Origin of the sequence: Chryseobacterium sp. Leaf404, from assembly GCF_001424145.1 — a bacterium.
Lineage (GTDB): Bacteria > Bacteroidota > Bacteroidia > Flavobacteriales > Weeksellaceae > Chryseobacterium.
The window spans coordinates 68,254-94,450 of record NZ_LMQM01000015.1 but is presented as its reverse complement, the minus strand read 5'-3'; the positions used below and the strand labels follow the sequence as shown (position 1 = coordinate 94,450).

The window sequence follows — 26,197 nt, the reverse complement described above, 5'->3', positions numbered from 1 at the left end:
TTACAATTTTTTTACAAGCTGTCAAGAATTGATGTAATTTTCTGAACCGAATTTTCAAGCGTAAAAGGCATTTCTGCCTGACTGAGTTTTGCCAGATGCGGATCGAAAAATGATTTATCAGTGATGGCTTTTTTCATTCCTTCATAAATTCCGGCTTCAGAATTTTCTACAATCAAACCCAATTCACCATCATTGAGCATTTCTCTCACACCGGAAACATCGGTGGCAATAATTTTCTTTTTTAAAGTAATTGCTTCAAATAAAACCGTTGGGAAACCTTCATACCTCGAACTTAAGATATAAAAATCTGCCTTCTGAAAATAAGGATAAGGGTTGTCTGTAAAACCCAGCATTTTAGCTGTGTCATCAACTTTAAGTTCAGTTTTCAGACGTTTGATGTTCTCAAAATCGTAACCATCACCAACGATTAAGATTTGATGTTGAAAACCCTCATCCAAAAGTTTTTTATGCACTTTCAGAAGTCTGTCAAAACCCTTTTGAGGGAAAACCGTTCCTACGGAAATGAATGTCGGGGCTGGATGTGAGGAGCTGGATGTTGGATGCTGGATGTCTTGATGATAATCGGCAATTCCGGCTTCCGGCTTCTGACTTCCATCTTCCGACTTCTTAATAATTTCTTCCGTGTCTAAAGGATTGTAAATCTTTACAATTTTCTGTTTTTCAGTTTCATTTTCAGCTAAATTCTGGAAAAGCTTCTCAATTTTTTCTGAAATCACCATAATTTTATCAAAACCAAAAAACTTTTTGGTTTCATCATTCGTATAACCTTTCACTTCAGAGAGATCGTTGTGAATCCAGACTATTTTTTTGGATGATTTTAAAGGAGAATTTAATATTTCATCCCGCATTCCGTGGATGGCCGCAAACTCAATGTCGTATTTTTTATTTTTTAGTTTTCCTTTGTAGAGGAAGTTTGGGAATTTGTTTAAAGCTTTCTGATAGATTACTCTCGCCGCCTTTTTTGGAAGATCCTGAAGTCGGTTGGTGGTAATCATTTCGCCTTTATTCAGGTAGATAATATTAATCCAGTCCGGGACATCTTTCAGATATTTTCCAGAATACAAATTGAGAAGAAGATCAATCTCATATTTATCTTTCTGCAGACTTTTAAGAAAAGTAACCAGCACTTTTTCTGCTCCGCCGTGGCGTAGGGAACCGATTCTGATGAGGATTTTTTTCTTAAAAGACATTTTTATTTTGCTGTTTTATATTTTTTTGGAAGATTTTTCCTCAGCCAGTGATTGAGCTGTTTTTTGTCTTTTTCTAAATCGATGGGATACTGCGTCGTAGTTTTTAAGAGCACATCACCATAGTCTTCAATTTCACAGATGTATTTTGCAGGATTACCGCCGTATACACTGTTACTTGGCATAGAATCTGACAAAACAGAGTTAGCGCCAAGAACGCAGTTGTCTCCTATTTCTACGTTTTGCAGGATGACGGAGCCGTTTCCTATGGCGCAGTTTTTCCCCACTTTGATATGACCGAAATTTCTTACAGTTTCATATCCTGTAATTTTTCTCAGGTTAACTGTAAAGCCAGAGTGCGTCACAAAAGTTGTACCCTCTCCGATTCTTGTATCTTCGTCAATTTCTATCAAAAATGGTTCGGAACCAAATGATACATTATTCCGTATGACAACATTTTTACCGAGCTTCAATCCTTTACTTAAGCATATCTTGGTGTAGATACGTTGTTGATAATCTTTAAATGCAGTGAAGAGTTTATTTAAAATTTTATAAATCATCATCATCGGGCAAAGTTAAATATAATTTATAAATTTGCTTTTGAAAAATACGATTATGAACTTAGAAGACTTTTGTGGATTACTGCAATCCGAAATGAAGGAGAAATCACCTCTGAAACTGGAAACCCATTTTAAAGAGCTGGAAAATTATGGATCTCTGTCTGCGGTTTTAATTCTAGATCTTGTTGAAAAACATTTTAATGTAAAAATTAATCCAAGGGGGTTCAGAAGTATTGCCACCGTTCAGGATTTGGTAGATGTGATTGGCTCTGAAAAATTTTCCTAGATCATTTTGCTGTTTGTCTGTAAAAAGCACAGCATTTTTCTTACTGTTCCTGTAATGAATGGAGTTAAACATGAAATTTCAGCGAACTGCGCCTTTTCAGGAAGACAGGAAATTATCAGCAAAAAATTTACGCTTGATTTAAAATTTGCAGATTCGGAATTATTTTAAGAGCTTCTTTTCTCTTTGCTGTCGCGGTACAGCATTATCTTATAGCTGTGGGGATATATGGGATTTTCGTCTGTATGAATTCGGAATTTTTTTACCACTTCGTCCTGCGTGAATCCTAATCTTCTATAGTATTCTATTGCAAACCGGTTGTTTTCTAAGGGAATAAGATACATTCTGTCTGTTTGGCTACAAAGATTTTCTATCAAAGGCTTAGAAATTCCCATGCTTCGAAATGATGGTGCCACGAAAAGATATTCTAAAAAATACTTATTGGAGGAAATTTTTTTGGTATCAGGGAGATCTTTAGCGTTTTTAATGAAATTTTGAAGGTGTTCTTTTCCGAGGTGGATAGGAAATAATTCGCTTTTATTCTGATAATATTCTGCATTGGTGAAGAAAATACTGCAGCAGGCAGCAAGATCTCCATCATATTCAACAATGGTGTAAGTGTTTAAGGAGAACTCAGTACCGAAATTTTCTTCATCTTGTAAGAAGGCGGTGAGGTATTTTTTTGTGGTTTGGGTATCGGTACCAAATAAATTATTGAACGTGTTTTTGTCTCCAAAATTTTCAATTTCCATAATTGCATTCACAATGAAAGGGATGTCTCCGATATTGGCTTTTCTAATGGTCATTAAATCAAATTTTTAAGTTCATTTCTATCTGTTTTTCCAGATGTATTTACAGGAAATTTTTCCAGTTTAATTATTTTCTGAGGTATACAGTAATCAGGAAGATTTTTCTTTAAATGCTGATAAATTGTGTCTTCTGAAGCACTCAAATCATTTACGAAAAGAATCAATACATCATTTCCACTGTTGTCTTTATGTAAAACGGTAACGCTGACTGCGTTTTCCAATTTTTGATTAGCGAAATATTCAATTTCTGCTAATTCCACCCGAAAGCCATTTATTTTTGCCTGAAAATCGATTCTATTTGTGTAATAAAAATCTCCCTCATCATCTTTGATGCACCAATCTCCTGTTCTGTATAATTTTTCGCCCTGTATTTCTATGAAAGTTTCCTGGGTTTTAATCTCATTTTTCCAATAAAACTGAGTAAGTAGTTTTCCGGAGAGCAGGAGTTCACCTTCGTTTAAAGAATCATCTAAAAAGCGCATACAGCTGTTTGGTAAAGATTTCCCGATGCTGATAATTCCATTTTTTTCTTTAATATGATTTCCAATTTTATAAAAAGTGCAGAAAATAGTATTTTCTGTAGGTCCGTAAACATTGTACATTTCGGAATTCGGTACAAATCCTTTCCAGTTTTCTATCTGTTTTGCCAGAAGTGCTTCTCCACAAAACAAATTCAGCCTCAGACTTTCATTATTTATTTCACTGTCGAGATAGGGTATAATTAAATTTAAAATACTTGGTACCATTAATGCTACGGTGATTTCGTTGGCTTCCAAAAGATCCAGAATCTGTAGATATTTTGTTTCATTTTTATGAAGAGCTGTGATTTTTGCACCATTCAGCCAGGGAATAAGGTAGCTCATTACCGACAAGTCAAAAGTGAGCTCAAACATTTGCAGAACACTGTCGTCAGTATTTAGATTTCCAAACGTAGTATGAAAAGATTCTGAAAAATAAAAGAGGTTAGAAAACTGAATAGGAACTCCTTTGGGGTTTCCTGTGCTGCCAGAAGTGAACAGAATGTAGGCATTGGTTTCCATCGGAATGTTTTTTGGCGGTACACATACTCTTCCAAAATCTTCATTAGAATTAATCGTATTGACTCCGAAATCCTCTTTTATTTCAACTGATGATAAGATGGTTTCAGTTTCAGCCTGCTCAATTACGTTTTTATTTTTATTATATGGGAATTCTGGGTGAATAGGCACATAAGTTTTACCTTCAAGCCAAATTGCCAGAATTGATGCATACATAAAAACATCATCCGTTAAATAAATCCCAATATTTTGAGAAGAAGTCTTCTGAATCTGATGTCTTATCTGGCAAGATATGTCAAACACTTCACCGTATGTATGTTGCTCTTTATCAATGGCAACGCAGATGTTATTGCGGCTGTTGATGAAAGTACGGTATAAATTATCAAGTAATATGTTCATTAGAGTTATTTGTGTTTAGCATTTTTTATAAGATTTTTTAATCACAGGTGATGTCTGTGATAATTTTTTCCACAGCATTGAAAATTTTTCTGTTATCAAATTTTTCGTCAATATTTTCCAGGTTATGTTTTATTTTTTCTGTTAATTTTCCGTCTGTGAGAAATTTGACCATTCCTTTATACAGGCCGTCTTCAGAATATTCAACCAGATAGCCTGTTGAGTTATGGTCAATCATCTCTGGGATGCCGCCTACGTTAGTTGCCAGAATTGGTTTTTTAAGGATTAATGTTTCTGCAATAATTAAAGGCCAGCCTTCACTCTCTGAGGGCATTACATAAAAATCGCTGTTTTTCACATAAGGGTAGGGATTCATCTTTGTGCCCAGCAGAAGGAAGGTTTTTTTCACATTCAGTTCCTCTATTCTTTTCACCAGGAAATCAAAATCTTCCCCGTCTCCAATAATTTTGATCTTGTGTGAATATCCAGAATCCAAGAGTTTCTTATGCACTTCAAGAAGGGTTTTATAGCCTTTACGGAAATGAAGTCTGCCTACCGAAATGAATGTAGGAACATCTTCCTGATCGGGCAGAAATTCGTTGGCTTTGGATCTGATTTCAGAGATGGGAATTGCATTTAAGATTACCTCTCCGGGAGGAAACTGTACCTGCGGAAACTTTTCGTCCAATGCGTCTTTGCATTGCTTAGAGCCGTAGATTATATAATCAAACTGCTGCATATTTGCAAAAATCTCCTCACGGTAAGGATCAAAGCCTTCTAAAGTGAGATCAGAATGCAGCCAGGCTATTTTTCTGGAATTTTTATTGGTAGAATTTAATACGGTCTTGTAAACAGAGTATGTAGTTGCAATTTCCACATCATAATTTTCACGAAGAAGATTTTGAGCAACTTCAGCATTTTTCTCAGCCAGACCAAGCCTGTATTTTCTTTTTAATAACTGTATTTTTTGAAGAACAGGATTCTTAGACATATCCTCTCTTCCTTCAGCAATGTAAACCTTTTTTACGTGAGGAGGGAAATCATTTCTCAGTTCACCCTGATTAATGTTTAGACAGACGGTAAGATCAAATTTTTCTCTGTTCAGATTGTTCATCATGCTTAGAACAACCTTTTCTACACCACCGATCTCCATTGAACGGTGTCTGAACAAAACTTTTATTTTTTTTCCTGCCATTACCCGAATATTTTTTCTAAAAATATCAATATCTTCTTTTTGAGCCGGTATGGTATCTTATTTTGATATTCCAACAGGTCAAAAATCTCTTGAGTGGCAGTGTAGCTTTCAGGAACATTTTTCCCGTTAATCTCCTTTATTCCTCTTCGCTGCATTGCTTCCCAGATAGCTCTTGCGTAATATTCGTATGATTTTTTTTTGTTTTCATTCTGGGATATACCTCCAGCGTGCGCACGGTACAGATAATCAGTTTGGTTGATAAATTTTACTTTGCCGGCTTCGTACATTTTGTAGTAGAGATCCTGGTCTTCAGCAATCTTCAGTTCAGGGTTCATTCTATCCGTTTTCAGGTAAATATCTCTTCTGAAGCTCACAAAAGGTGCAATTTGAATAGGGAAGTTAAAAAAGGTTTTTCTTCCATTGGGAACCTGCATCGCAGATTTAAATTCTGATAAAACATTCAGGGACTCATCGCATTTTGCCAACCGGGAATAAGTAAGAACCACATTTGCATTTTTCTTTAAGGCTTCTACAGCGCTTTTTAAAGCAGCAGGTCTAATGGCATCATCCGGATCTACGTAGCCGCAAACATCGCCGCTGGCCAATTCTATCAGTTTAGATTTGGTAACGCCCACACCATAATTTTCGTCATTTTCAAAAAATTTGAATCTGCTGTCATTCTCTATAATTTCCTTGATGATTTTTACAGAATCGTCTGTAGATCTGTCGTCAACAATTACGGCTTCCCAGTCTTGATATTCCTGAGCAATAACAGAATCATAACAGTCTCTGAAAAATTTACCATTGTTGAAATTGGCAATAAGAATGGAAAATTTCATATAAGAGGGTTTGATAATAAATTTTAGACAAAGATAATTATTCTTTAAAATAATAAATCAGATAAAAGTCTTATTTTTGCACGACTAAAACAAACACTGTGAGAGAAATAGCACGGGTTTTCAAAACCCTTATCGGATACCTCAAAAGACCAGATCTTTATCCTGAATTAGGTAGAAAAATCATCAAAAATATTTTTAAAAGAAACATAGCTTTCAAAGGAAAAGACAAAACCAATCTTTGGGCAGCTAAGATTGCTGTAAGTCAGGAAGATGCAATCAAGAAATTATTTAATCTTGAATTTCGAGATTTTTCAGAAAAATATCCTCAGGAATTTCGAAAAGCTTTAGGAAAACAAAATGCCTGTCCCATAAAAATGGGTGGAGCAGGTGCTTTGGAATTAATCTACAGCGCGTGTGAATTTACCCAGGCAAAATCTGTTGTAGAAACGGGTGTTGCTTATGGATGGAGTTCTTTCGCCACACTCACTTCTTTACAAAAAAGAAACGGAACTTTGTACAGTTCAGATATGCCTTATTTAGGTCAGAATGGTGATCAATACGTCGGCTGCATCGTTCCCGATGATTTGAGAAAAAACTGGAAGCTCTTCCGCCATGCCGACCGGGAATCTTTACCCAAAATTTTAAAAGAAAGCGGCGGGATCGATGTGATACACTATGATTCAGACAAATCCTATGAAGGAATGAAGTGGGCTTACGAAACGCTTTACCCAAGATTAAGAAAAGGCGGCGTGTTTATCTCTGATGACATTAATGACAATTCGGCTTTTCAGGATTTTTGCGAAGAAATTAAAGTTCAGCCAACGGTTGTAGATTTTGAAGGAAAATATGTAGGTCTTTTTGTGAAATAAAGAGAAATGATGTACAAAACATTTTCCGAATTAAAGAAACTCGCAAAGCTTGAACACAGCGATTCTAAAAAGGTAAAAGTTGCTTTATTAGGCGATACTGCAACTCAATTTCTGAATGTTGCATTAAAAGGAACCGCTGCAGAAGAAGGTTTTAATCTTAAAATGTTCGAAGCAGATTTCGGGCAGATTTCAAGACAGATTTTAGACGCAACTTCAGAATATTATGAATTCGAAGCCGATTATACCATAATTTTCGAATCTTCTCATAAACTTTTAAATCAATATTATAAATCTTACAGTGACCAGTTAAATTTCGCTGAAAATAAGGTGAATGCTGTTGAAGAGCTTTATAATACTATTCAAAACAGGACAAAAAGCAAAGTGATTTATTGCAATTTTCCGGGAATTGATAATCAGGTTTTCGGGAATTTTTCTACAAAAGTGGAGTCGTCTTTTGTGTTTCAACAAAATAAATTGAATTATCTTCTGTCTGAATTGGCTTTGAAAAACAGCAATCTTTTTCTGGCAGATTTGGCTTCCATTCAGAATAAGTGGGGACGGGATTTTATGTTTTCGCCCAATATTTACATCAATACCGAAATGGTGTTGTCGCTCGATATTCTTCCAATAGTTGCTCATCATATCGTAAGTATTATTTCTTCGGTTGAAGGGAAATTTAGAAAATGTCTGATTCTGGACCTTGATAACACAACTTGGGGAGGAATTATTGGTGATGACGGCTTGGAAAAAATTCAGATCGGAAATTTAGGAATCGGGAAGGCTTTTTCGGAATTTCAGCATTGGGTAAAAGCTTTGCAGAGAAGAGGAATTATTATCGCAGTCTGCAGTAAAAATGATGAGGATAAAGCTAGAGAACCTTTTGAAAAACATCCGGATATGGTTCTGAACATGGACGATATTGCAGTTTTTGTCGCCAATTGGGATAATAAAGCCGACAATATCAGAAAAATTCAGAATATTTTGAATATAGGATTTGATTCGATGGTTTTCCTGGATGACAATCCTTTTGAAAGAAATATTGTCCGCGAAAATCTACCCGATGTCTGCGTTCCAGAATTACCGGAAGACCCTGCAGAATACTTGGAGTATCTGTATAGTCTCAATATTTTTGAAACCGCAAGTGTTTCTGAAAATGATGCAGAACGCACAAAACAATACCAAATTGAAGCAAAACGTGCGGTCGCTTTGGAAAGTTTTACAAATGTTGACGATTTCCTGAAAAGCATGAAAATGGTTTCTGATGTTCAGAAATTCAATAAATTTTCGACTCCGAGAGTTTCCCAGTTGACACAGCGTTCCAATCAGTTTAATCTAAGGACAATTCGTTTTACAGAGCAGGAAATTGAAGATTTAATTTCTTCTGAAAATCATCATACTTTGTCTTTCACTTTAGAAGATAAATATGGCGACAACGGATTAATCTGTGTGGTCATTCTTGAAAAACAAAATACAGAAACACTTTTCATCAACACCTGGTTGATGAGCTGCCGGGTTTTGAAAAGGGGAATGGAAGATTTTACACTCAATACCATCGTAGAAGCCGCTAAAAAACACGGTTTCAAATACATCGTGGGAGAATATATTGCTACTGCAAAAAATGAAATGGTAAAAAATCACTATGAAAATCTTGGTTTTGCCGAACAAAATAATCAGTGGATTCTTGAGGTTGAAAACTATCAATCGAAAAAAGTTCAAATCGTTACAAAAAACTCATTTTAAAATGAATAACTCAGAAATTTTATTAAAATTAAACGCAATTTTTCAGGAAGAACTGGATGTTGAAGGCATTACTTTAACCGAAGAAACCACAGCAGAAGACATAGAAGAATGGGATTCGCTTTCTCATATCCAATTGATTGTAGCCATAGAAAAAGCATTTAAAATCCGTTTTACTTCATCAGAAATCCAAAGCTGGAATAATGTGGGCGAAATGGTAGAATCGATTAAACAGAAATAGAATTTTTCGATGCTTCTCAACTCTTATAATTTCATATTTTTCTTTATCACACTGTTTTTTGTCTATTTTCTTTTGGGCAAAACATCGAAACTGCAAAATCTATTTTTGCTCCTGGGAAGTTATGTTTTTTATTGCAGCTGGAGTTGGGAATTCGTTTTTCTGTTGATCGCATCTACAGGAATCACCTATTTCATTGGAAACAAAATAAAATCTGCCGAAGCTGGGAAAAAAGTGATCTGGTTACGACTCGGCGTTTTTTTTGTGTTGATTCAGCTTTTGTATTTTAAATACTTCAATTTTTTTATTGAAAATATAAACGGTTTTTTACAGATTTTTAATTTTAAAAGTCAACTTGGTTTATTAAAAATTTTAATGCCGATTGGGATTAGTTTTTACTCCTTCCGAATGTTGGGGTATTTATTAGATCTTAAAAATAATAAGGTTAAAGAAATTCCGTCTTTATTAGATTATTCAGTATTTATCGCATTTTTCCCTTGTATTATTGCAGGGCCAATTGACAGAGCAACGGCTTTTTTAAATCAATTAAAAATAAAAAGAGACTTTTCACCGGATCAGTTTTCAGATGGATTGAAACAAATTTTGTGGGGACTTTTCAAGAAACTGGTGATTGCAGAAAACATTGCAACGATTACAACGCCTTTATTCGAATCTTACGAAACATTAAACGGGAGCGCTTTATTTATTGGTGCTGTTCTTTATTTTATTCAATTGTATGCAGACTTTTCAGGGTATTCTGATATGGCGATCGGGATTTCAAAAATCTTGGGAATCAAAGTTCAGCCGAATTTTAATTATCCTTTATTTGCACAAAACGTTGCAGATTACTGGCGAAGATGGCACATTTCGCTCACTTCCTGGCTCACCGAATATGTTTTTACACCACTTTGCATTAATTTCAGGGATTACGGAAAATCTGGATTGATTATGGCGATTATCATCAACTTTTTGGTGGTTGGTTTTTGGCATGGCGCAGAATGGCATTACATTGTACACGGCCTTGTGAGCGGGATTATGTTTATTCCATTGATTTTAAAAGGGAAAATGAATAAGAAAATTAAAGCCTCAAATAACATCATTCCTACAAAAGATGAACTGATTAATATTCCTTTGACTTTCGTTATGTTTTCATTATTAATGGTACTTTTCTTCGTAAAAGATATGACTATGGCGACAGGATATTACAGAGAAATTTTCTCACCCTCTTTTTTCCAGTTTCCGAATTTTAAATTCCAGAAAGAAATAGCGATTCTCACTGTGTTTATGATGACCGTTGAGTGGATTTTCAGAGATAAAGAATTTGCGATTAAAGATATTTTTGCCAATAAAAATGTGGTGCTGAGATGGGGATTTTATTATGTTTTGGTTTTCCTGGTGTTTCTGTTTTACATTGCTCCTAAAGGTTTTATTTATGCACAGTTTTAAATTTAATTATGAAAAAATCTTTATTTAAACTTGCTCTTTTTTCAATTTTGCCTTTATTGGTGATTGGCTATGCTGTTTTTTTAACAGGAAAAAAAACAGATGATTTTTATAAAAGATTCAGTTCACCACAACAGAATTCTCTTATTTTAGGAAGTTCCAGAGCTGCCGGAATGAATCCAGCAATCTTAGACAGCATTCTCAATACAAAATACCCGGATGTAAAACTGTATAATTATGCCTTTACCTGGGCGCATTCTCCGTATGGTCCTAAATATCTGGAATCTGTTAAGAAAAAAATTAAGCCGGAGACAAAAAGTGGTTTTTTCATTGTCACGGTTGAACCAACTGCTTTAATGGTTGATAAAAATTTGCCGGATTCTCCCGAGAATTACAATGAGAATGATAAATCTGTAGCAATGACTTCTACAGTTTCAGGTAATCCTAATTTTGAGTATTTACTGGAAAATTATAATTTTTCTATTACCCATGTGCTGAACAGAAAAATTCTGCCGGAGAAAAATGCAATAGGAACTTCTGAAATATTAGACAATGGCAAAATAAAAGTAACGAGGTTAAAAGCTGTATCTCTGGAGAAACTAAATAAAGAGAATAAGATAAGAATGGCTGAATTTGAAGACAGGATGATCAATCTGAAATTTTCAGAACGCAGGTTGAGCTATCTTGCAGAAACTATAGATTTCTTAAAAAAGCACGGAACTGTGGTCTTAGTGAGGATGCCAATTAATACAGCTCCATATTTAATTGAAAAAAAATATTATCCGGATTTCGATAGTAAAATTAGCATCTTGAGCAGTCAGAAGAACGTTTTGTATATTAATTACAACAATTTAAAAAACGATTATTTATATGGTGACGAGGTGCATCTCACATCAGAATCTATGGATAAGTTTTCACAGGATCTGGGGGAAAAGCTGCTTTTAAATCACTAAATATGGTCTGATGATCCTGTTTACCTGAAATTAATATTATATAATCCTGAAGCAATACTTTTGTAATCAGAAATCAAATATTTTGCAATCATCAGCCATTTTCCCGGAAAAGGTGCATTTGCAATTTCGAAACTTCTGTGTGTTCTAATGATATGTTTTCTGTATTCTTCCGGCAGATTCTGCTCGTGATCTGACCAGGCCTTCAGCTTTTCCCATAAAAGAATTTTGGTGGTGGCCGGTTTAGTCTGTTTGGTTTCTACTTTAGTAATTCTGTTATTTTCATGTATGCCCCGCATTGCAACTGCTTTATCGTTTATGCCGGTGTACAGGTTGAGATAGTAAGAAAGCCGGATGGTAAATTCTGTGTCCTGATGTAACCGTAATGATGGCTCAAACAGATTTTGGATTTTTTTCATAGCAGATTTTCTTACGGTTAAAGTATCAAGGTGAATCAACCCAAAACTTCCCCGAAGGTTCATCTGACCCGGGCAAACATCTTTAGGGTCAGTTTTTTTATATACTGTATCCAGTTTATCCTGATAAATATGGTAGAATTGCTGCTTCGCTTTTTCGGTGTAATAGTGTACTCCAATAGCTCCATAAACACCGTCTGTATCAGGATTTTTAAATAGTTCCTTTTCTGCATCAAAACGATTGGGAAGATAATAGTCATCTGCGTCTAAAAAGGCAATAAATTCTCCGGTTGCTTTTGTTATACCTAAATTTCTGCTGGCTCCGGCACCATGATTTGCTTTATCGGGATGCTGGAACAGTTTTACCCTTTCATATTTCTGTTCCAGTTTTTCACAAACCTCCAAAGCATTATCCGGTGATTGATCTTCCACTAAAATGACCTCAAAAACCTCATCAAACTGAAGTGCAGTTTCAACGGCTTGAGTAATGTATTTTTCAGCATTGTAAACGGGTATGATGACAGATATTTTCATTTGATTTTAAGCGTTTAATTTGGTTTTCATATACGCAGTTATTTTCTTTTCAATAAAATGATAAAGAAGAGCAGCGAGGGCAACTGACAGAATAATTTTAAAGATAAAAAAAGGTATGCGGTAAGATTCAGCGATTGAAAATCTTCGGAGTACTATATCTGTAAAGGGATGAGATAGATATAGTGAATAGGAAATATCTCCGAAAAAAACAAGAATCTTACTAGCCTTGATTTTTAAAGCAAAGTCAAAAAGTAGAAATGATAAGACAAATGCTGTTACTACAAGTAAAATCAATAGTTCCTGTTTAATGATAATGAAATTAAAAAAAAGCGCCGAGAAAAGCAAGATCCCAATTACAGATACTGAAACAGCAACATCGCGGGCAATCGTTATTTTACGAAAAATGATGGCGAGAAAAATTCCCATCACAAAATAGAGGTTAAGATTGCTTGTGAGCATTTTAAAGAAAGGATTGTCTGAAATTAACAATTTACCCACGCTGTAAGATGTCAAAAAAAACAGGGTTATGAAAATATATTTTTTTTTCTTAAAAAAGAGAGACAGACCAAAAACAGCATAAAAAAACATTTCGTAATTAAGAGACCAGCCCAGATAGAGTACTGGAGGATGATTTTGATGAGGTAAGAAAAGTAATGAGTGAAATAATCTTGACCGCAGTGATGCATCTGTGAAATACAAAAGCAAACTGGCTCCCAATACAATCCATGCAAATGTGAGAATATAGTACAAAGGAATAATTCTTATCACCCTTCTTTTATAAAAAAGCAGGATATCAGACAGAATTTCTTTATTTTCTACACCATTTATTTTGTTGGTATATGCCATTATAAAACCGCTGATTACGAAAAATATGGGTACGCCTATACTTCCGTTACCGAAGAGGATTTCCCCGATTTTTAAATTTTGGAAGTTGATGTCTGCACGGAAGTGAAAACAACACACCAGCAGCGCAGATATCCCACGTAAAATCTGTAAGTTATTAAGCTTCATTATTTCTGCATGTAGGTAAATCGATATCTTGTTTTTAATATCGTAGGATGTCTTAAAGCAGATAAGATGATATTAAATACTTTTTTTAAACCTTTTTTCTGAGATATTTCAAAGGCCTTAAACTGTAAAAACAGATGTTTTTTCTCATCATGTTTCAACGTGTTGTCTTTTGACCAGAGATACAGAGAATGCCAAAGTGAAAGCTGACGAAGATTATATTCTCTGGAGTAAATTTTAATTTTTGTAATTCTATTGTCATCATGCACGCCACGTATCGCTACTGCGCGATTTATAATTCCGGATTTTAAAAAACTGTGATAAGCAAGTTTTATAATAAAATCTGAATCCTGGTGAACCCTAAGACTCCTGTTAAATTTTAATTTGGATTTTTCCAGTGCGGCCTTTCTAATTGTAAGTGTATTTAAATGAAAAAAGGTTCCAAAGAAATCTGGGGTAAGATTTAATAATCCTCTGAAAACGTCTTTGCCTTCTGCGGAATAACGGACCGTGGTAAGTTGCGAATTATTAAATTTCACATTGTATTCTGCTTTTCCTTTCTCAGAAAGAAATTCTACTCCTATTGCGCCAAAAACGCCTTCAATTTCAGGATCTTTAAAAATAATTCTCTCAGCATCAAAACGGTTCGGTAGATAATAATCATCGGCATCTAAAAAAGCGACGAATTCTTGCGAAGCCATATCCAAACCTAAATTTCTCGTTGCAGCTGCGCCGTGATTTCCTTTGTCTGGATGTTGATAAAGCTTTACCCGCGAATCTTTTTTTACCAGATAATTACAGACCTGCAGTGAAGTGTCTGTGGAACAGTCGTCAATAAGAAGAATTTCTTTTACCTCATCAAAATACAGTGCCGATTCTACCGCTTTTTCCAGAAAGGCTGCTGCATTGTAAACCGGTATAATCACAGAAATATTCATCATGATTCCTATTTTGTTATGTCTATTTCCCATCCGGCAGGATGAATTTTTGCCTTTTTCTTCTCTTCCAGATTTTTATATTCAGATGACCAGTCGGGACATTCTATGCAGTAAGAATGGTCTGTGTCAAAAAAAGATTTTGAAAAAAAGAAAGAAATAACAAGGGTGGGCAACAGCAGCAGTTTTGTGCTCAGTTGCTTGTGTATCAAACCGTAAAAGAAGATTAGGGTTAAGGCATACAAATACACTCTGTATCGTTCTGTAATTTGCAGGGTGCATAATTTGGTCATATCAATGAAACAGAAGTTTGTAAAACAAATTAGTGATATGAGCGAAATTTCCCACTTTTTTAACAGTAAAAATAGAATTGACAAAACAAGAAGAATGATGTAGTAATGCATTTTCAGAAGCGAAATTTGGTTTTTTTGCCAATACTGATATTTAATGTTAAAGTTACAGACAAATCTTTCACTTAAAGATAGATTGTCTGATTGTTCTTTAAAACAGATGTAAAGTAAAGCATACAGAGCTACACATGCAAGACTGAAGAAAAGCGTCTTAAACTTTTTAACGAGTATAAGCCTGTAGACCAGATAGGGTAGCAGAAGAATACCCAAAACGCCGTTGAAGATATTCAGAAAGATAAGCACAAGTAAAAATATGTGTTTTTTCTTACTGATATTTTCAAGGTCATTTTGTAGAAAAATAAGGAGCAGTAGTGGTGTTATAAACTGCAGATTAATGGTGTTGAGAAATAATTGCTGATACTGATTCAGAAGCACAAAAAGACTTATAAACAGAAAGATTTTAAATAATGGATTAATCAGTTTTGCCACTATGAAGAATAATAAAACCCAGACTGAGAGGGATGCAAACAGAGCAAAATAGGGAATGTATTTGTAATTAAAAAACGTACTTACGTAGAAAGTAAAAGTGGGAATAATTGAGTAGTAACCCTGATGAAAATTAAGCAGTGATTTACTGCCATTAAGTATAGCATCTTTTAGATATACACTACCTTCTTCGGCCCAAATTCTAGGTTCAAGCAGAAATAATCGGGATTTGTAAATAAACAAAACTGTCGCCAAAAAGTAAATCAGCTTTAAGATCAGTTGATATCTGTCATTACTTAAAATTTGGTTTTTTTGACTATTCATACGGATGCAAAGTGGTTTATCTGATGGGTCTGCTGTAAATTTCTTTTAATTTCCTTTCAACTTCATTAGGATTATGCATCTCTGTAATTTTTTTTACAGAATTTTCAGATTTAATAATCATTTCTTCAGGATTTGCAAAAATACTCTTTAAAATTTCTTCCAATTGATTTTTCAGGGTTGTTTTTAAATTTTCCTTTTGTTCATCAGTAAAATAAAGTGCCTGTTTCATACGGTTTTGTGGCAGATGGATCATCCAGCCACAATTTTCATTATTAATTTCCGGCAAAGCTCTGATGTCTGTTGTGATCACGGGAACTCCTGCAGCCTGCATTTCGAGGACGGAGAATCCGTATGTATCAGACCAGGTTGGCAAAATTCCTACATGGGATTTTTTGATTAATTCTAAAACCTGCTCATTGGGAATGTTTTCATACAGATCAATCCAGTCTTCTTTTTTTAAAGCTTCTTTCGTTTCCAAAGCTTCTTTTTCGGTGACTCTAGTTACGTAATGATCTGTTTTAAAGGATGAAATGATGGTAAGTGTAAGCCGGTGATTTTTTTTAAATTTTCTGAAAACTTCCACCATTTCAACGCCGCCTTTCAAGTGAAACTGGGTTCCTACAAAAATAAATTTCAGGGTTTCAGTTTTATTGTAAATTTCAATATTGTTCCTTGGAATGATTTTTTGAGAGGGATGAATTACAGAAAGTTTGCTTTTCACCTGATCTGCAAGTTCCGGATAATGTTTCAGCAATTCTAACTGAATATTGGCAGAAGCCTGGCTAATTGCAATAATTCCTAAGCAGTTTTTCTTTGCAATCTGCTCAAAACCTTTTAAGGTTTTTTGATTATATTGATGTGAAGGCTCTGTTTTCTGATGATCATTTTTGGTTTCCGCAAATCTGGGAACTAATGTTTCAAATGAAGTCACCCATTTTTGGGAGGAATAATTGATATCGTTATAAAGATGAAGAATATCGATTTTGGGTTTTTGATAAAAAAAATATTTCCCTTCAAAATTTAATCTCTTTCTGAAAATCAGTTTTTTAAGTGTGGATAATGTATGAAAAAAATTGTTGTTTTTCTTTAAAACAACATATTCTGCACCGGAAATTTTATTTAAAATATTCCGCCTGATCGGATATCCGTTTTCTGCGATACCAATTTTCATCTTAATTCAGAATTTTTTTATTGTTTTCAAACCAAAGCGCCAAAACCAACAGACTCCAGTGCTGAAGCTGCTGATTCAGTTTTTTCTTAACTTCATTAAAATCTAAATAATTAAAGATAAAACTTTCACGATTTTCAAGCAGATTAATGCTCAGTTCCTGAAGTTCAGTCTCTTTAAACCATTCATTCACGGAAGCGGCGAAACCATTTTTCCCACGCTTCGCAATTTCTTCGGTCCACATTTGGGAACAGGCCTTTCTTAAGATGATTTTATCTTCAGTTTTATTCACTTTATACTGCCAGGGAAGCTGAATACAGAATTCTGCAAAATCGATGTCCAGAAACGGTATTCTTACTTCCACAGAATTGTACATCGAGGTTCTGTCACCTTTCAGCAGCATATTTCCGGGAACATATTTTTCCAGATCGATTCTCATTAAGTCATTAAAGTCTTTTCCGGTAGGTTCAAAACTGAAATCCTGTGTGGGTATATTCTCAGTAAGTCCCAGATTTTTTATTTCGGCTGAAGAGAAGTAATTTCTTACTTTATTTTGATGAAAATCAATAGTATCGCTGTACTGAGCACGATGTTGCCTTTCAGTTCCTATATTTTTAAATTTTGACGCCATCAGCAACATTTGTGAAAGATAAGCTGGGTAAAATCCTTTTTGTGAAAGATCAATGTTATATCTGTAAAAAGAATATCCACCAAACAATTCATCGCCCACATCGCCGGAAAGAACCACTTTAAGATTTTTTGAGGCTTCTTTAAAAATAAGATGGGTGGGAAGTAATGATGAATCCATAAGCGGTTCATCCATGTAAGAATAAACTTCCTGTAGGGTTTCTGATATTTTTTGTTTTTTATCTAAAAGAATATGGTGATCGGTTTCGTATTTATCTGCAATGGCTTTTGCGTAAGGCATTTCATTCAGATCTCCGCTTTCATATCCGTAGACCAATGTTTTGAGATTCTTTTTATATTTCGAAGCAACCGCCACAATCGTGCTGGAATCTAAACCGCCTGAAAGAAAAGAACCTACGGGAACATCTGCAACCAACTGTTTCTTAACTGCGTTATCCAGTAAATATCTGAATTTTTCTATGCTTTCCTCTAAACTTAACTGAGAAGTTTCCGTCGGAATTGTCCAGTAGGGTTGGGTTTCAATCTTCCCATTTTTCAGAGTTAGTGTGTGGGCAGGCTTTAGATTGAAAATATTTTTATAAATGGTTTTATGAGGATGAATGTATCCGTTTTTCAGGTAATACGCAATCTGAGCCTTGTCAATTTCGGGTTTTACCAATCCAGATGCGATAATCTGTTTGATTTCTGATGCAAAAATAAATTCTCCGTTTTTACCAGTTGCGTAGTAAAATGGTTTTTCGCCAAAACGGTCTCTGGCACAGAAAAGTTCCTGTTTTTTTTCGTCCCAGATGGCAAAAGCAAACATTCCCGGAAGTTCATGGATGAGATTTTCCTGTTTTTTCTGATACATCGCAAGAATCACTTCTGTATCAGATCCACCTTTGTAAGGATAATCAGAATATTGAGATTTTATGTCCAGATAGCCGTAAATTTCTCCGTTCAGAACAATGCATTCGTTTTTTGTGGACGAAAACATGGGCTGTTTTCCGTTTTCAGAAAGATCGATAATCGACAGTCTGCGGTGTCCCAATGCAGCGTGGTCGAAAAACTCGTGATCTGCAGAATCGGGACCGCGGTAGGCAATGACATCGGTCATTTTTTTAATTTCCGAAGTATAATTTCTGGCATTTGGGGTGATGATTCCGGCTATTCCGCACATATTATTTTTTTTTGAGAATTTTGATCCTTTTCTTCAAATCATATTTTATTTTAAATGAATAAAACATCATTGTAATCTGCTTGGTTTTAAAAAAAACATCTGTTAAATCGATATTTAAAGGGAATCCGTTTCTCCAAATATTTTCCCTGTACCTTTTGACGATAAGGCTAATAAAATCTACCGGGAACTTGTAGATGTAATTTTTTAATATGTACTCACAAAATAAATAATGTGCAAACTGTTTTTCAGTTGTATTGTTATCTTGCCCCGAGATGCTTTGGCTGGAGATTCGAACCTTAATTTTTGCATTATTTATAAAAATGAAATCGTTTAAATCTGCAAACTCCAGCATTGCAAGATCATCTGAATGCCATGCTAAAGGAAAGTTTTTAAAATTATATTTTTCATACATTTTTCTACTGAAAATATTTTCAGAAAGACTACTTGGAAATGATTTTGTTAGTCGTTTTATTAAAAAATTTTTCGAAGAGAATATCTGTGGTAATTCTGTAGCCGACCTTGTTGTATGCCCGAATTCGTCGATAGATTCTTGAGAAAATTTAACCAAGCTGATTTTTTTTTCTACTGTCAAATCGAGTTTTTTGTAAAATTCTTTTACAACATTCGGTTCTAGTACATCATCATCACCCAAAATCATAATCCATTCTTCATTTTCAATTTCATTGATTACTCGATCCCATTGTTTTGTGAGATTTTTGCCTCCAAAATTTTCTTGGTAGTGGATGTATTTGAACTCTGTCTTTTGAAGTGTCTCTTTAATAATACTTTCCGGATTGTCTGGGCTTGCATCATTTCCTATGTATACTGTAAATCTTCTGTCGGTTTGGCTTTCCACAGACTTCAACGTTTCTTGAAAGAAATTAATCTTATAATAGGGTATGATGATGGCAAGCATTAAGGTAATAATTTTTTAAAATCTACGAAAGAGATTAAGTTTAGTGTCTCCTGACGGTATTTTTCAAAAGTTCTGTATTCAAAAAATTCATTGTCAACTGTTGAGGGGTTTCCGAGATTTATTTTTTTAGAGATCACACCAATTCCCCAGTCTGTATCAATTACACATGCAAAAATGTCGTTTCGTTTTCTATTTTTTGCAAAAGCTTTCCATGTGGTGCCATTCCACATTGTACGAGCAGGAGAAAGGTGGTAATCGTAACATTCTGAGGCATGAAATTCTGTAGGAGTGTTACAATCATGCATTATTATAAAACCATCATCTTTAAGATAGTTCAGTGCGTTGAAAATGTCCTTTTCAACTTGTTCTGCAAGGTGAGAACCGTCAATAAAGATAGCATCAAATTTAATGTTTTTGTCTAGTATTTCGCCGCTTTCTAACTGTGAGAAAAAATCATCACTTGTAAGCTTAAAATCTACATTGTTATCAGAATTTTCGTAACCAGGATCTACGCTGTATTTATGAGCAGATTTAATTTTCACAAAATTGTCTGCTGGATTTCTCACGCCAATTTCTAAATAGGTTGTTTCCCGATTTAGATATTCAATGAGATAATTGATGATGTCAGTTCGTAAAGGAGTTTTCTTAATTTCTTGTAGAAATTTTTCCTTCGAAATTCCATAATGCTTATTGGTTACAAATTGGTTTGCTATTTCTAGCTTTTTTATATGATGCTTTACAGCATTGATGATTCCCATAATTTATTTTTTTTCAAAATTTGCTGGTAGATATAATGTAAATCTTCCCGATTTTACAACACGGTATTTTTTTGGATTTTTGACAAATTCTAATGGTTTCAGATCAGTGACTTTAAAAAGATAGTCATTACTTTCTACATAGATGAAATCATCCGGAGTTTTTCCCACTTTCTTGATAATAAAACTGATATAATCTTTCAGGGTAAAATAATAATAAATTGGAGGTGCGGCGTCTAAAATATATAAATAACCCATCAAATGATTACTGGAATAAATCACATTTTTTTGCTTATGAAGATAGGGACGCAAATCTTCAAGATCTTTTTTTCTTCCCTTATCTAAATACAGATCATACCCATTAATTTTAACCTTTTCTGTCTGTTCTGTAAATACAAAATCTTTCCAACCTTTTTCGTTTAGGATATTTGGGAAGTTACACGCCATAAAAATGATAAAAATTAGATAACCAATCTGCCAAAATTTATTTTTGTACAATTTGTGAATGACAATAAAAATAAGGACAAAATAATAAAATTTGTAGGCATTTAAACGCAAGTGAAACCATGTCTGCGATCCAAATGCCAAACAGTAAGGAATTATCAGCAGTAAGATTACTAAATATTTTGCATTTTTGGATTCAGTATTCGTAAAACAAAATCTTACGACCATCAGATGAGCCACTAAGATAAAGACATAAATGTAATATGATGGTACAACCGCAAAAAGCAAGAGGCAAAGTGCCGCTGTAATTGCTATAATTTTATCTAAAAGTCGTAAACTGAGTTTAGATTTCCATAATAAATAAGCAGTAATTATTGCGGGTAGTATTCCGTTTAAAAACAAGTAGACTCCCCACAAAACCATGAAGGTTTTAGAATGCTGTTTTCTGTGAAAAGTAAGGTATTCTTTTAAAAACTGCAGTTGGTAAACGACATTGTTTATACTGTCTAAAAAAGTGAAATAATAAATTAATCCTGCTGCAAAGCCCACAAGAAAATATCCAAAAACTGACTTCCATTGTTTTTTGTTTTGAATAAAGAGAAAAATGATAATTGGCAATAGAATGATGCTGTGAGAATTACCATTAAATAATACAAATGACAGGATGAAGCCCGAAAAAATGAGAATGAAATTTCGTTTTAGCAGGAATGAAGTAAGAATAGTAGAAACTCCAATGTTGATTAATATCGTATTACCAATATATTGTTGGATGATTAAATTGCTCATGCTCCATGTTTCAAAGCCAATAAAAATCCCTAAAGAGCTTAAAAGAAAAATATTTCTCTTAAAATTTAGATATTTGAATGTAGCGAAACACAGTAAGAAATTACTTAAAACCAATAATGTAATAGAAATAATCCTAAAATGATGGATGTTTGGAGTATATAAGAACTTAAATATTCTGAAGTAATTTGTGCGGTCAAAACTCAAGCTTTCACCTTGGTTTCTGTAGTAAGAAAGATAGTAAGCTTCATCATTAAAGATAAAACCTTTATCAAGATTAGTGTAGGTAATAAAAGCCAAAATTAGCGATGCCAGTAAAAATATCCAAGATGAAAGTCTAGCATCAAAATTTAAAATTTTACTCATCTTTGTTATTTTTTACATTCAAAAATAAATGCAGAAGCTATGTTTTTACTTAAGGGGTGATACTGTAATATCACGTCTAGAAATTTAATAGGAAAAGTAAGACACATTACAATAATCAATAAAATATTGTGCAGAGGTTTGATGCCGAAAGAGAATAACATAACAAACCACTCTTGTAGAGGCCAAAGCATACCACCTGTAGGGCTGATGGAGTGTATTTTGAGATCATTGAAATTTTTAAATTGTACTTTAATGCCTTCGTAAGTAAATCTTTGGAAATCATACGGTGAAGCGTGAAAAGCCTGCATGAAAGGAATTTCACACAATAGTTTTCCTCCAGGTTTCAAAACTCTGTGTATTTCTGCGATTACTGCCTGTGGATCAGGAACATGTTCTAAAACCGCAATGTTAATAATTTGATCAACAGAATTATCTTTAAAAGGCAGCTTTGTAATATCGCAGACAACATTCACCGGTGCATAAGGAATAAGATCAACATTAATGATATCATCTCTAAGATCTGTGTAACCGCTGCCCAAATTCACAACAATTTTATCTTTGTTTTTGGTTTCATTCAGCACCTTTCTTAAATAAAAGTATCTTGAAGGATAGAGCGGTGCGATGATGTAGATCAGTAATTCATACAGCCAGACATATTTTTTAAAAAATGTCTTTATTTTATCAAGAGAATCAGACACAATACCCTCATCAAATTCTAGAAATACGAATTTTTCATTTTTGTATTCATAATTAGAGTTTCCGTCAATTATTGTCTGTATTTTCTCTTTCATATTTGATGTTATAAAATCTTTATTTTAAGAATCTGTGTTGATAGTTTTTTCTATAATAGTGTAAGGTCTATTCCTTACTTCATTATAGATGCGGTAGATGTACTCACCAATAATGCCTAAACTGATTAACAGGATAGAATTGAAGAATAAAATCATAATAATGATGGTAGTATACCCTGCAACTTCAATTTCATTAAGGAGATATCTGATGATGGTGAATGCTGTAAAAAATAAAGAGGTTGCAAGACCAATATTTCCTAATATGCCGATGATTTGAAGAGGAAGGGATGAGAATGAAAAAATGCCGTCTTTTGCTATCTTGATCAGTTTCTTCAATGAATAGCCGGATTCGCCTTCTATTCTGCTGCTTCTTTCGTATTCCAAACCTATCTGTTTGAATCCTACCCACGCTCTTATCCCTCTTAAGTAAGGGTTTTGTTCGTTAAGTGAAAGCATTTTGTCTTTCACGTTTTTAGTCATTACACAAAAATCTCCTGAGTCCAAGGGGATTTTAGTGTCACTAATAGAATTCAGTAAACGGTAAAAGCTTGTATACGCAAGTTTTTTAGCCTCGCTTTCTTTCCTTTTTTTCCTGATGCCAAAAGCTACTTCATAACCCTTATCCAGCTCAGCAAAAAATCGAGGAAGCAATGAAGGGGGATCCTGCAAATCATCATCAATAATTGCTATATAATCTCCTGTCGCATAATTTAATCCTGTTTTAACTGCTATCTGATGACCGAAATTTCTTGATAGCTTAATAGCCTTCAAGTAAGAATAATATTCTGATAGCTTTTCAATGACTTCAAAGCTATTATCAGGACTGCCGTCTTCCACCAGAATCAATTCTAAATCCCAATCTGAAATCTTTCTCTGATCATCCACGGCTTTCAGTGTTTTATCTAGAAAACGAGAAGAATTATATACTGGAATTACAATAGTAATTTTCAACTTTTAAATGTTTTGTGCCCAAAAATACGTAAATATTATGATATGTTAAGAAATGTTAAGCCTTTCTGTTTTGTTTGATGGAGTAATTGCGATAATTTTTTCTCTTCATTTAATATCTTGCAGTATTTTTTTCTTAATTTTTGAACATTCGTGTTGTTTCCGGAAAACATGTTTTTTACGATACTCTGCCGTAGTGCTTTCTTTTCATTTTTAAGAGAATATGTAATATTTGGATTTAATATTTTTGTTTCTATGGTTAAATCTTCGTGCAAAGAAGTATTGACCTTATCTAAAAATTGTTTGCCGTCATGTACTACTTTGCTGGAAGGAACCAGCAAAACTTTCTTCTTGTGATAATGTACTCTGTTTACATATTCATTGTCTTCACCATAATGAAAAAAATAGGGATTAAATCCGCCTACTGTAACGATCGTCTCCCGGGGAATCAACCAATGCGCTGCGTTTACAAAACTGATTTCATAGCAGCATTTTAAAGTTTGAAAATAAAGATCAGAAATAAGTCTTGTTTTTTCGAAATTAATGGCAATGTACTTATCCAGAAAAATATCCAGATATTTCTCTGAACCATCGGTCTGCATAGGACTTAAGATGCCAATTTCTTTTTTATCATCATAACTTTCATAGACATCCAGCAGGCATTGAATGCTGTTTTCATGCAGCCAGGCATCCTGATTCATCAGATAAAAAAAATCTGCTCCGTTTTTATATGCTTTTTCAATACCGATATTGTTGGCTTTCCCAAAACCTAAGTTTTTCGTTGACTGGATAAAGTCTACTTCAGGAAAATTATTTCTCAAAAAATCCTGGGTGCCGTCTGAAGAACCGTTGTCAATTACAATGCAATCCAGCGGGAAAGAAGAGCTTCTAAGACTGCTGAAACATTTTTCTGCCCATTTCATGGCATTGTAGGTAACGATGATGACGGATATTTTCGGCATATTTTATTTTTGATAGTATTTTGAAATTAAATTTCTCAGATACTGCTCTTTATCGGTAAGATTATTCTGCCTGAAATAGTTTTCAATTTTCGAAACTTCAATTGCATATCCTGAACCTTCATTCTGAAGCTGCAGATTAGGTTCGGCTTTTAAAATGTCGGAAATGGTTTCGGTAATTTCAATAATTGAAAAATTCTGAAGATACGCCATATTGATGATCTGATTCGGGCTGAAATTTTCAAGCACATCCTTTGTGATCGCACATACATCACTTACGTCAATCAGATTTCTGGTTGCTTTGGTATGAACGGTAATTTTTTTCTGATTCTCAATTTCGCGAACGAGATAATTGACCAGAAGATTGGGATTTCCTCCGTTTCCTACAGCATTGCTTACTCTTAAAATAAAATAATGATCACACAGATCTGAAATAATCTGCTCCATTTTGAGCTTATGCAGAACATAATGACTATTGTTTTTAGATGAATCATAAATGCTGCATGTAGAGAAATAAACAAAGGTTTTATCTGGATTTTCTTCTATATTTTTTTTCAGAAGAGTGTGTTCCCGTTCAAATTCAGAACTTCTTGTTTCCAGAGAATTGGAAACACCTGATGCGAAAAAAAGAACACCATCAGAATCGATGCTTTGTAGGGATTTTGCGATAAGTCCGTTGCCTGTAATCATTTGTTGTTATATAAATCCGTTATTTTGTTTCTTAATATCATACTTCTGCATCATGGTGTGACGTGTCCATTTTAAAACATTATAGAGTTTGAAAGGGCGTAGTGTAAATTTAGATAAAATATTATAAAAGGCATAGCCAGCGGCAGCCCTGTAAAAGTTTGTCCTGCTCACTGTTTTCGGATAAGCCATGAGTGTATAGTAAAAATACGCCATAAGTTTAGACGTTCTGTATTCTGAATTGTGTTTCTTGATAAAAGGTACAATTGCAAAATCTTTCTTCATCACTTCATAAGGCACGTTCTTGGAAATGCTGCCCTGAAACTGTCTGTAAGCTGCAGTTTCTTCTGACATATATTGTACATCACCAAAACATCCTGCAAGTAAATAAAGACCGCGGTCAGCGGAAATAATATCGGTTGGAAAATCATCCTGCAGGATTTCTTTTCTGAAAAAAAAAGTAGAAGTCTGGAAAATAGATAAATCTGTAAGACCTTCCTTTTTCAAAATTCTCGCAGGTAGGTCTGAGTAGCTGTGGCTTTCCTTATCCACATCCTCATAAATAACCCTTGAATTGCTGCCTGCAGCAGAAAGAAGGCTGTTGTTTTCAAGTAGGTCAAACTGCTTCTGAAGTTTTAGACTGTCGGTCCAGTAATCATCACCATCGAGCACGGCGATATATTTTCCTCTGGCCTGTGAAAAGGTAAACAGTGTGTTTTTTACATATCCTAAATTCGGATTGTTTTTAAAATAACGGATTGTTTCGCCTTTTATATGGGTTTCTGAGATTTGACGTATGACATTTTCAGTTGCATCAGAAGAATTATCGTTGCCGATGATAATTTCGTATTCGCCAGAAAATTCCTGTGCAAAAATACTCTCAAGACATTTCACGATGTACTTTTCGTGGTTGTAGGTGGTGATGCAGATGCTTACGTCCATGTGTGACAGGTCTT

General features: G+C 34.3%; 26 protein-coding genes. 6 read left to right on the top strand and 20 right to left on the bottom strand.

The annotated features are described in order from the left end of the window. Positions 1–11: 11 nt before the first annotated feature. Both ASG31_RS16760 and ASG31_RS16755 read right to left on the bottom strand, forming a co-directional pair. On the bottom strand, positions 12–1,211 hold the full coding sequence (locus ASG31_RS16760; RefSeq protein ID WP_056035459.1) for a glycosyltransferase: 1,200 nt from the start codon (positions 1,209–1,211) through the stop codon (positions 12–14). A gap of 2 nt (positions 1,212–1,213) precedes the next feature. Further along, positions 1,214–1,774, bottom strand: a complete 561-nt coding sequence (locus tag ASG31_RS16755) for an acyltransferase (RefSeq protein ID WP_056035455.1) — start codon at positions 1,772–1,774, stop codon at positions 1,214–1,216. A gap of 49 nt (positions 1,775–1,823) precedes the next feature. Here ASG31_RS16755 and ASG31_RS16750 point away from each other — a divergent pair, with 49 nt between their 5' ends. Next, positions 1,824–2,054: an acyl carrier protein gene (locus ASG31_RS16750; protein ID WP_082504617.1), complete on the top strand. Its 231-nt coding sequence runs from the start codon at positions 1,824–1,826 to the stop codon at positions 2,052–2,054. 164 nt (positions 2,055–2,218) lie between these two features. On the opposite strand, the gene ASG31_RS16745 is transcribed toward ASG31_RS16750, so the two are convergent. From ASG31_RS16745 to ASG31_RS16730, 4 genes are read right to left on the bottom strand one after another with little or no spacing between them, the layout of a single operon-like run. After that, complete coding sequence (locus ASG31_RS16745) at positions 2,219–2,857, bottom strand: GNAT family N-acetyltransferase (protein WP_056035450.1); 639 nt, start codon at positions 2,855–2,857, stop codon at positions 2,219–2,221. Next, on the bottom strand, positions 2,857–4,296 hold the full coding sequence (locus ASG31_RS16740; RefSeq protein ID WP_056035447.1) for an AMP-binding protein: 1,440 nt from the start codon (positions 4,294–4,296) through the stop codon (positions 2,857–2,859). The genes ASG31_RS16745 and ASG31_RS16740 overlap by 1 nt, the downstream gene beginning before the upstream one ends. A gap of 37 nt (positions 4,297–4,333) precedes the next feature. Then, entirely contained in the window at positions 4,334–5,488 is a 1,155-nt protein-coding gene (locus ASG31_RS16735) for a glycosyltransferase (protein ID WP_056035444.1), read from the bottom strand. Beyond that, a complete protein-coding gene (locus ASG31_RS16730) occupies positions 5,488–6,327 on the bottom strand; it encodes a glycosyltransferase family 2 protein (RefSeq protein ID WP_056035441.1) in 840 nt (279 codons plus the stop codon). Before ASG31_RS16730 ends, ASG31_RS16735 begins: the two co-directional genes overlap by 1 nt. A gap of 98 nt (positions 6,328–6,425) precedes the next feature. On the opposite strand from ASG31_RS16730, the gene ASG31_RS16725 reads away from it, so the two are divergent. From ASG31_RS16725 to ASG31_RS16705, 5 genes are all read left to right on the top strand, one after another. Beyond that, a complete protein-coding gene (locus ASG31_RS16725) occupies positions 6,426–7,196 on the top strand; it encodes a class I SAM-dependent methyltransferase (RefSeq protein ID WP_056035438.1) in 771 nt (256 codons plus the stop codon). A 6-nt stretch (positions 7,197–7,202) separates the two neighbouring features. Beyond that, the gene (locus tag ASG31_RS16720; protein WP_206549409.1) at positions 7,203–8,936 is read left to right on the top strand and encodes an HAD-IIIC family phosphatase; all 1,734 of its coding nucleotides are present in this window, start codon (positions 7,203–7,205) and stop codon (positions 8,934–8,936) included. A gap of 1 nt (position 8,937) precedes the next feature. After that, positions 8,938–9,174, top strand: coding sequence for an acyl carrier protein (locus ASG31_RS16715; RefSeq protein WP_056035432.1), 237 nt, complete (start codon positions 8,938–8,940; stop codon positions 9,172–9,174). Positions 9,175–9,579: 405 nt separating this feature from the next. Then, positions 9,580–10,617, top strand: coding sequence for an MBOAT family O-acyltransferase (locus tag ASG31_RS16710; RefSeq protein ID WP_157844482.1), 1,038 nt, complete (start codon positions 9,580–9,582; stop codon positions 10,615–10,617). An 8-nt stretch (positions 10,618–10,625) separates the two neighbouring features. Further along, entirely contained in the window at positions 10,626–11,567 is a 942-nt protein-coding gene (locus ASG31_RS16705; RefSeq protein ID WP_056035428.1) for a hypothetical protein, read from the top strand. Positions 11,568–11,587: 20 nt separating this feature from the next. Here ASG31_RS16705 and ASG31_RS16700 read toward each other — a convergent pair whose 3' ends face one another. Genes ASG31_RS16700 through ASG31_RS16635 form a run of 14 tightly spaced genes read right to left on the bottom strand, consistent with a single transcriptional unit; the run spans position 11,588 to position 26,183 of the window. Further along, positions 11,588–12,514, bottom strand: a complete 927-nt coding sequence (locus ASG31_RS16700; protein WP_056035424.1) for a glycosyltransferase family 2 protein — start codon at positions 12,512–12,514, stop codon at positions 11,588–11,590. A gap of 6 nt (positions 12,515–12,520) precedes the next feature. Beyond that, entirely contained in the window at positions 12,521–13,525 is a 1,005-nt protein-coding gene (locus ASG31_RS16695) for an acyltransferase family protein (protein ID WP_056035422.1), read from the bottom strand. After that, complete coding sequence (locus ASG31_RS16690; protein WP_231433798.1) at positions 13,525–14,493, bottom strand: glycosyltransferase family 2 protein; 969 nt, start codon at positions 14,491–14,493, stop codon at positions 13,525–13,527. The genes ASG31_RS16695 and ASG31_RS16690 overlap by 1 nt, the downstream gene beginning before the upstream one ends. Beyond that, positions 14,469–15,617 (bottom strand): hypothetical protein, encoded by a 1,149-nt coding sequence (locus tag ASG31_RS16685; protein ID WP_056035419.1) that lies wholly within the window; start codon positions 15,615–15,617, stop codon positions 14,469–14,471. The genes ASG31_RS16690 and ASG31_RS16685 overlap by 25 nt, the downstream gene beginning before the upstream one ends. A gap of 16 nt (positions 15,618–15,633) precedes the next feature. Then, entirely contained in the window at positions 15,634–16,788 is a 1,155-nt protein-coding gene (locus tag ASG31_RS16680) for a glycosyltransferase family 4 protein (protein WP_056035415.1), read from the bottom strand. A 1-nt stretch (position 16,789) separates the two neighbouring features. Further along, complete coding sequence (gene asnB, locus ASG31_RS16675) at positions 16,790–18,592, bottom strand: asparagine synthase (glutamine-hydrolyzing) (protein ID WP_056035412.1); 1,803 nt, start codon at positions 18,590–18,592, stop codon at positions 16,790–16,792. Between the two features lies 1 nt (position 18,593). After that, on the bottom strand, positions 18,594–19,508 hold the full coding sequence (locus ASG31_RS16670) for a glycosyltransferase family 2 protein (RefSeq protein WP_056035408.1): 915 nt from the start codon (positions 19,506–19,508) through the stop codon (positions 18,594–18,596). After that, the gene (locus tag ASG31_RS16665) at positions 19,508–20,266 is read right to left on the bottom strand and encodes a class I SAM-dependent methyltransferase (RefSeq protein WP_056035406.1); all 759 of its coding nucleotides are present in this window, start codon (positions 20,264–20,266) and stop codon (positions 19,508–19,510) included. The genes ASG31_RS16670 and ASG31_RS16665 overlap by 1 nt, the downstream gene beginning before the upstream one ends. A 3-nt stretch (positions 20,267–20,269) precedes the next feature. Beyond that, positions 20,270–21,856 carry a hypothetical protein gene (locus ASG31_RS16660; RefSeq protein WP_056035404.1) on the bottom strand — a complete coding sequence of 529 codons (1,587 nt, stop codon included), beginning with the start codon at positions 21,854–21,856 and terminating at the stop codon, positions 20,270–20,272. A gap of 5 nt (positions 21,857–21,861) precedes the next feature. Further along, entirely contained in the window at positions 21,862–22,647 is a 786-nt protein-coding gene (locus ASG31_RS16655) for a class I SAM-dependent methyltransferase (RefSeq protein ID WP_056035401.1), read from the bottom strand. Positions 22,648–22,671: 24 nt separating this feature from the next. Next, positions 22,672–23,598, bottom strand: a complete 927-nt coding sequence (locus ASG31_RS16650; RefSeq protein WP_082504616.1) for a glycosyltransferase family 2 protein — start codon at positions 23,596–23,598, stop codon at positions 22,672–22,674. A gap of 35 nt (positions 23,599–23,633) precedes the next feature. Further along, a complete protein-coding gene (locus tag ASG31_RS16645; RefSeq protein ID WP_056035398.1) occupies positions 23,634–24,557 on the bottom strand; it encodes a glycosyltransferase family 2 protein in 924 nt (307 codons plus the stop codon). 3 nt (positions 24,558–24,560) lie between these two features. Further along, positions 24,561–25,244: an NAD-dependent epimerase/dehydratase family protein gene (locus tag ASG31_RS16640; protein WP_056035395.1), complete on the bottom strand. Its 684-nt coding sequence runs from the start codon at positions 25,242–25,244 to the stop codon at positions 24,561–24,563. 6 nt (positions 25,245–25,250) lie between these two features. After that, a complete protein-coding gene (locus ASG31_RS16635; RefSeq protein ID WP_056035392.1) occupies positions 25,251–26,183 on the bottom strand; it encodes a glycosyltransferase family 2 protein in 933 nt (310 codons plus the stop codon). Positions 26,184–26,197 lie beyond the last annotated feature (14 nt).

Excerpts from the sequence above, each read along its gene's own strand:
- ASG31_RS16690 (WP_231433798.1), bottom strand. The coding sequence starts at position 14,493 with ATGGGAAATAGACATAACAAAATAGGAATCATGATGAATATTTCTGTG.
- ASG31_RS16635 (WP_056035392.1), bottom strand. The coding sequence starts at position 26,183 with ATGGACGTAAGCATCTGCATCACCACCTACAACCACGAAAAGTACATC.
- ASG31_RS16705 (WP_056035428.1), top strand. The coding sequence starts at position 10,626 with ATGAAAAAATCTTTATTTAAACTTGCTCTTTTTTCAATTTTGCCTTTA.
- ASG31_RS16730 (WP_056035441.1), bottom strand. The coding sequence starts at position 6,327 with ATGAAATTTTCCATTCTTATTGCCAATTTCAACAATGGTAAATTTTTC.
- ASG31_RS16715 (WP_056035432.1), top strand. The coding sequence starts at position 8,938 with ATGAATAACTCAGAAATTTTATTAAAATTAAACGCAATTTTTCAGGAA.
- asnB (WP_056035412.1), bottom strand. The coding sequence starts at position 18,592 with ATGTGCGGAATAGCCGGAATCATCACCCCAAATGCCAGAAATTATACT.
- ASG31_RS16710 (WP_157844482.1), top strand. The coding sequence starts at position 9,580 with ATGTTGGGGTATTTATTAGATCTTAAAAATAATAAGGTTAAAGAAATT.
- ASG31_RS16720 (WP_206549409.1), top strand. The coding sequence starts at position 7,203 with ATGATGTACAAAACATTTTCCGAATTAAAGAAACTCGCAAAGCTTGAA.
- ASG31_RS16670 (WP_056035408.1), bottom strand. The coding sequence starts at position 19,508 with ATGCTTGCCATCATCATACCCTATTATAAGATTAATTTCTTTCAAGAA.
- ASG31_RS16640 (WP_056035395.1), bottom strand. The coding sequence starts at position 25,244 with ATGATTACAGGCAACGGACTTATCGCAAAATCCCTACAAAGCATCGAT.
- ASG31_RS16760 (WP_056035459.1), bottom strand. The coding sequence starts at position 1,211 with ATGTCTTTTAAGAAAAAAATCCTCATCAGAATCGGTTCCCTACGCCAC.
- ASG31_RS16665 (WP_056035406.1), bottom strand. The coding sequence starts at position 20,266 with ATGGGAATCATCAATGCTGTAAAGCATCATATAAAAAAGCTAGAAATA.
- ASG31_RS16700 (WP_056035424.1), bottom strand. The coding sequence starts at position 12,514 with ATGAAAATATCTGTCATCATACCCGTTTACAATGCTGAAAAATACATT.
- ASG31_RS16695 (WP_056035422.1), bottom strand. The coding sequence starts at position 13,525 with ATGAAGCTTAATAACTTACAGATTTTACGTGGGATATCTGCGCTGCTG.
- ASG31_RS16735 (WP_056035444.1), bottom strand. The coding sequence starts at position 5,488 with ATGGCAGGAAAAAAAATAAAAGTTTTGTTCAGACACCGTTCAATGGAG.
- ASG31_RS16645 (WP_056035398.1), bottom strand. The coding sequence starts at position 24,557 with ATGCCGAAAATATCCGTCATCATCGTTACCTACAATGCCATGAAATGG.
- ASG31_RS16655 (WP_056035401.1), bottom strand. The coding sequence starts at position 22,647 with ATGAAAGAGAAAATACAGACAATAATTGACGGAAACTCTAATTATGAA.
- ASG31_RS16750 (WP_082504617.1), top strand. The coding sequence starts at position 1,824 with ATGAACTTAGAAGACTTTTGTGGATTACTGCAATCCGAAATGAAGGAG.
- ASG31_RS16680 (WP_056035415.1), bottom strand. The coding sequence starts at position 16,788 with ATGAAAATTGGTATCGCAGAAAACGGATATCCGATCAGGCGGAATATT.
- ASG31_RS16755 (WP_056035455.1), bottom strand. The coding sequence starts at position 1,774 with ATGATGATGATTTATAAAATTTTAAATAAACTCTTCACTGCATTTAAA.
- ASG31_RS16660 (WP_056035404.1), bottom strand. The coding sequence starts at position 21,856 with ATGAGTAAAATTTTAAATTTTGATGCTAGACTTTCATCTTGGATATTT.
- ASG31_RS16745 (WP_056035450.1), bottom strand. The coding sequence starts at position 2,857 with ATGACCATTAGAAAAGCCAATATCGGAGACATCCCTTTCATTGTGAAT.
- ASG31_RS16740 (WP_056035447.1), bottom strand. The coding sequence starts at position 4,296 with ATGAACATATTACTTGATAATTTATACCGTACTTTCATCAACAGCCGC.
- ASG31_RS16685 (WP_056035419.1), bottom strand. The coding sequence starts at position 15,617 with ATGAATAGTCAAAAAAACCAAATTTTAAGTAATGACAGATATCAACTG.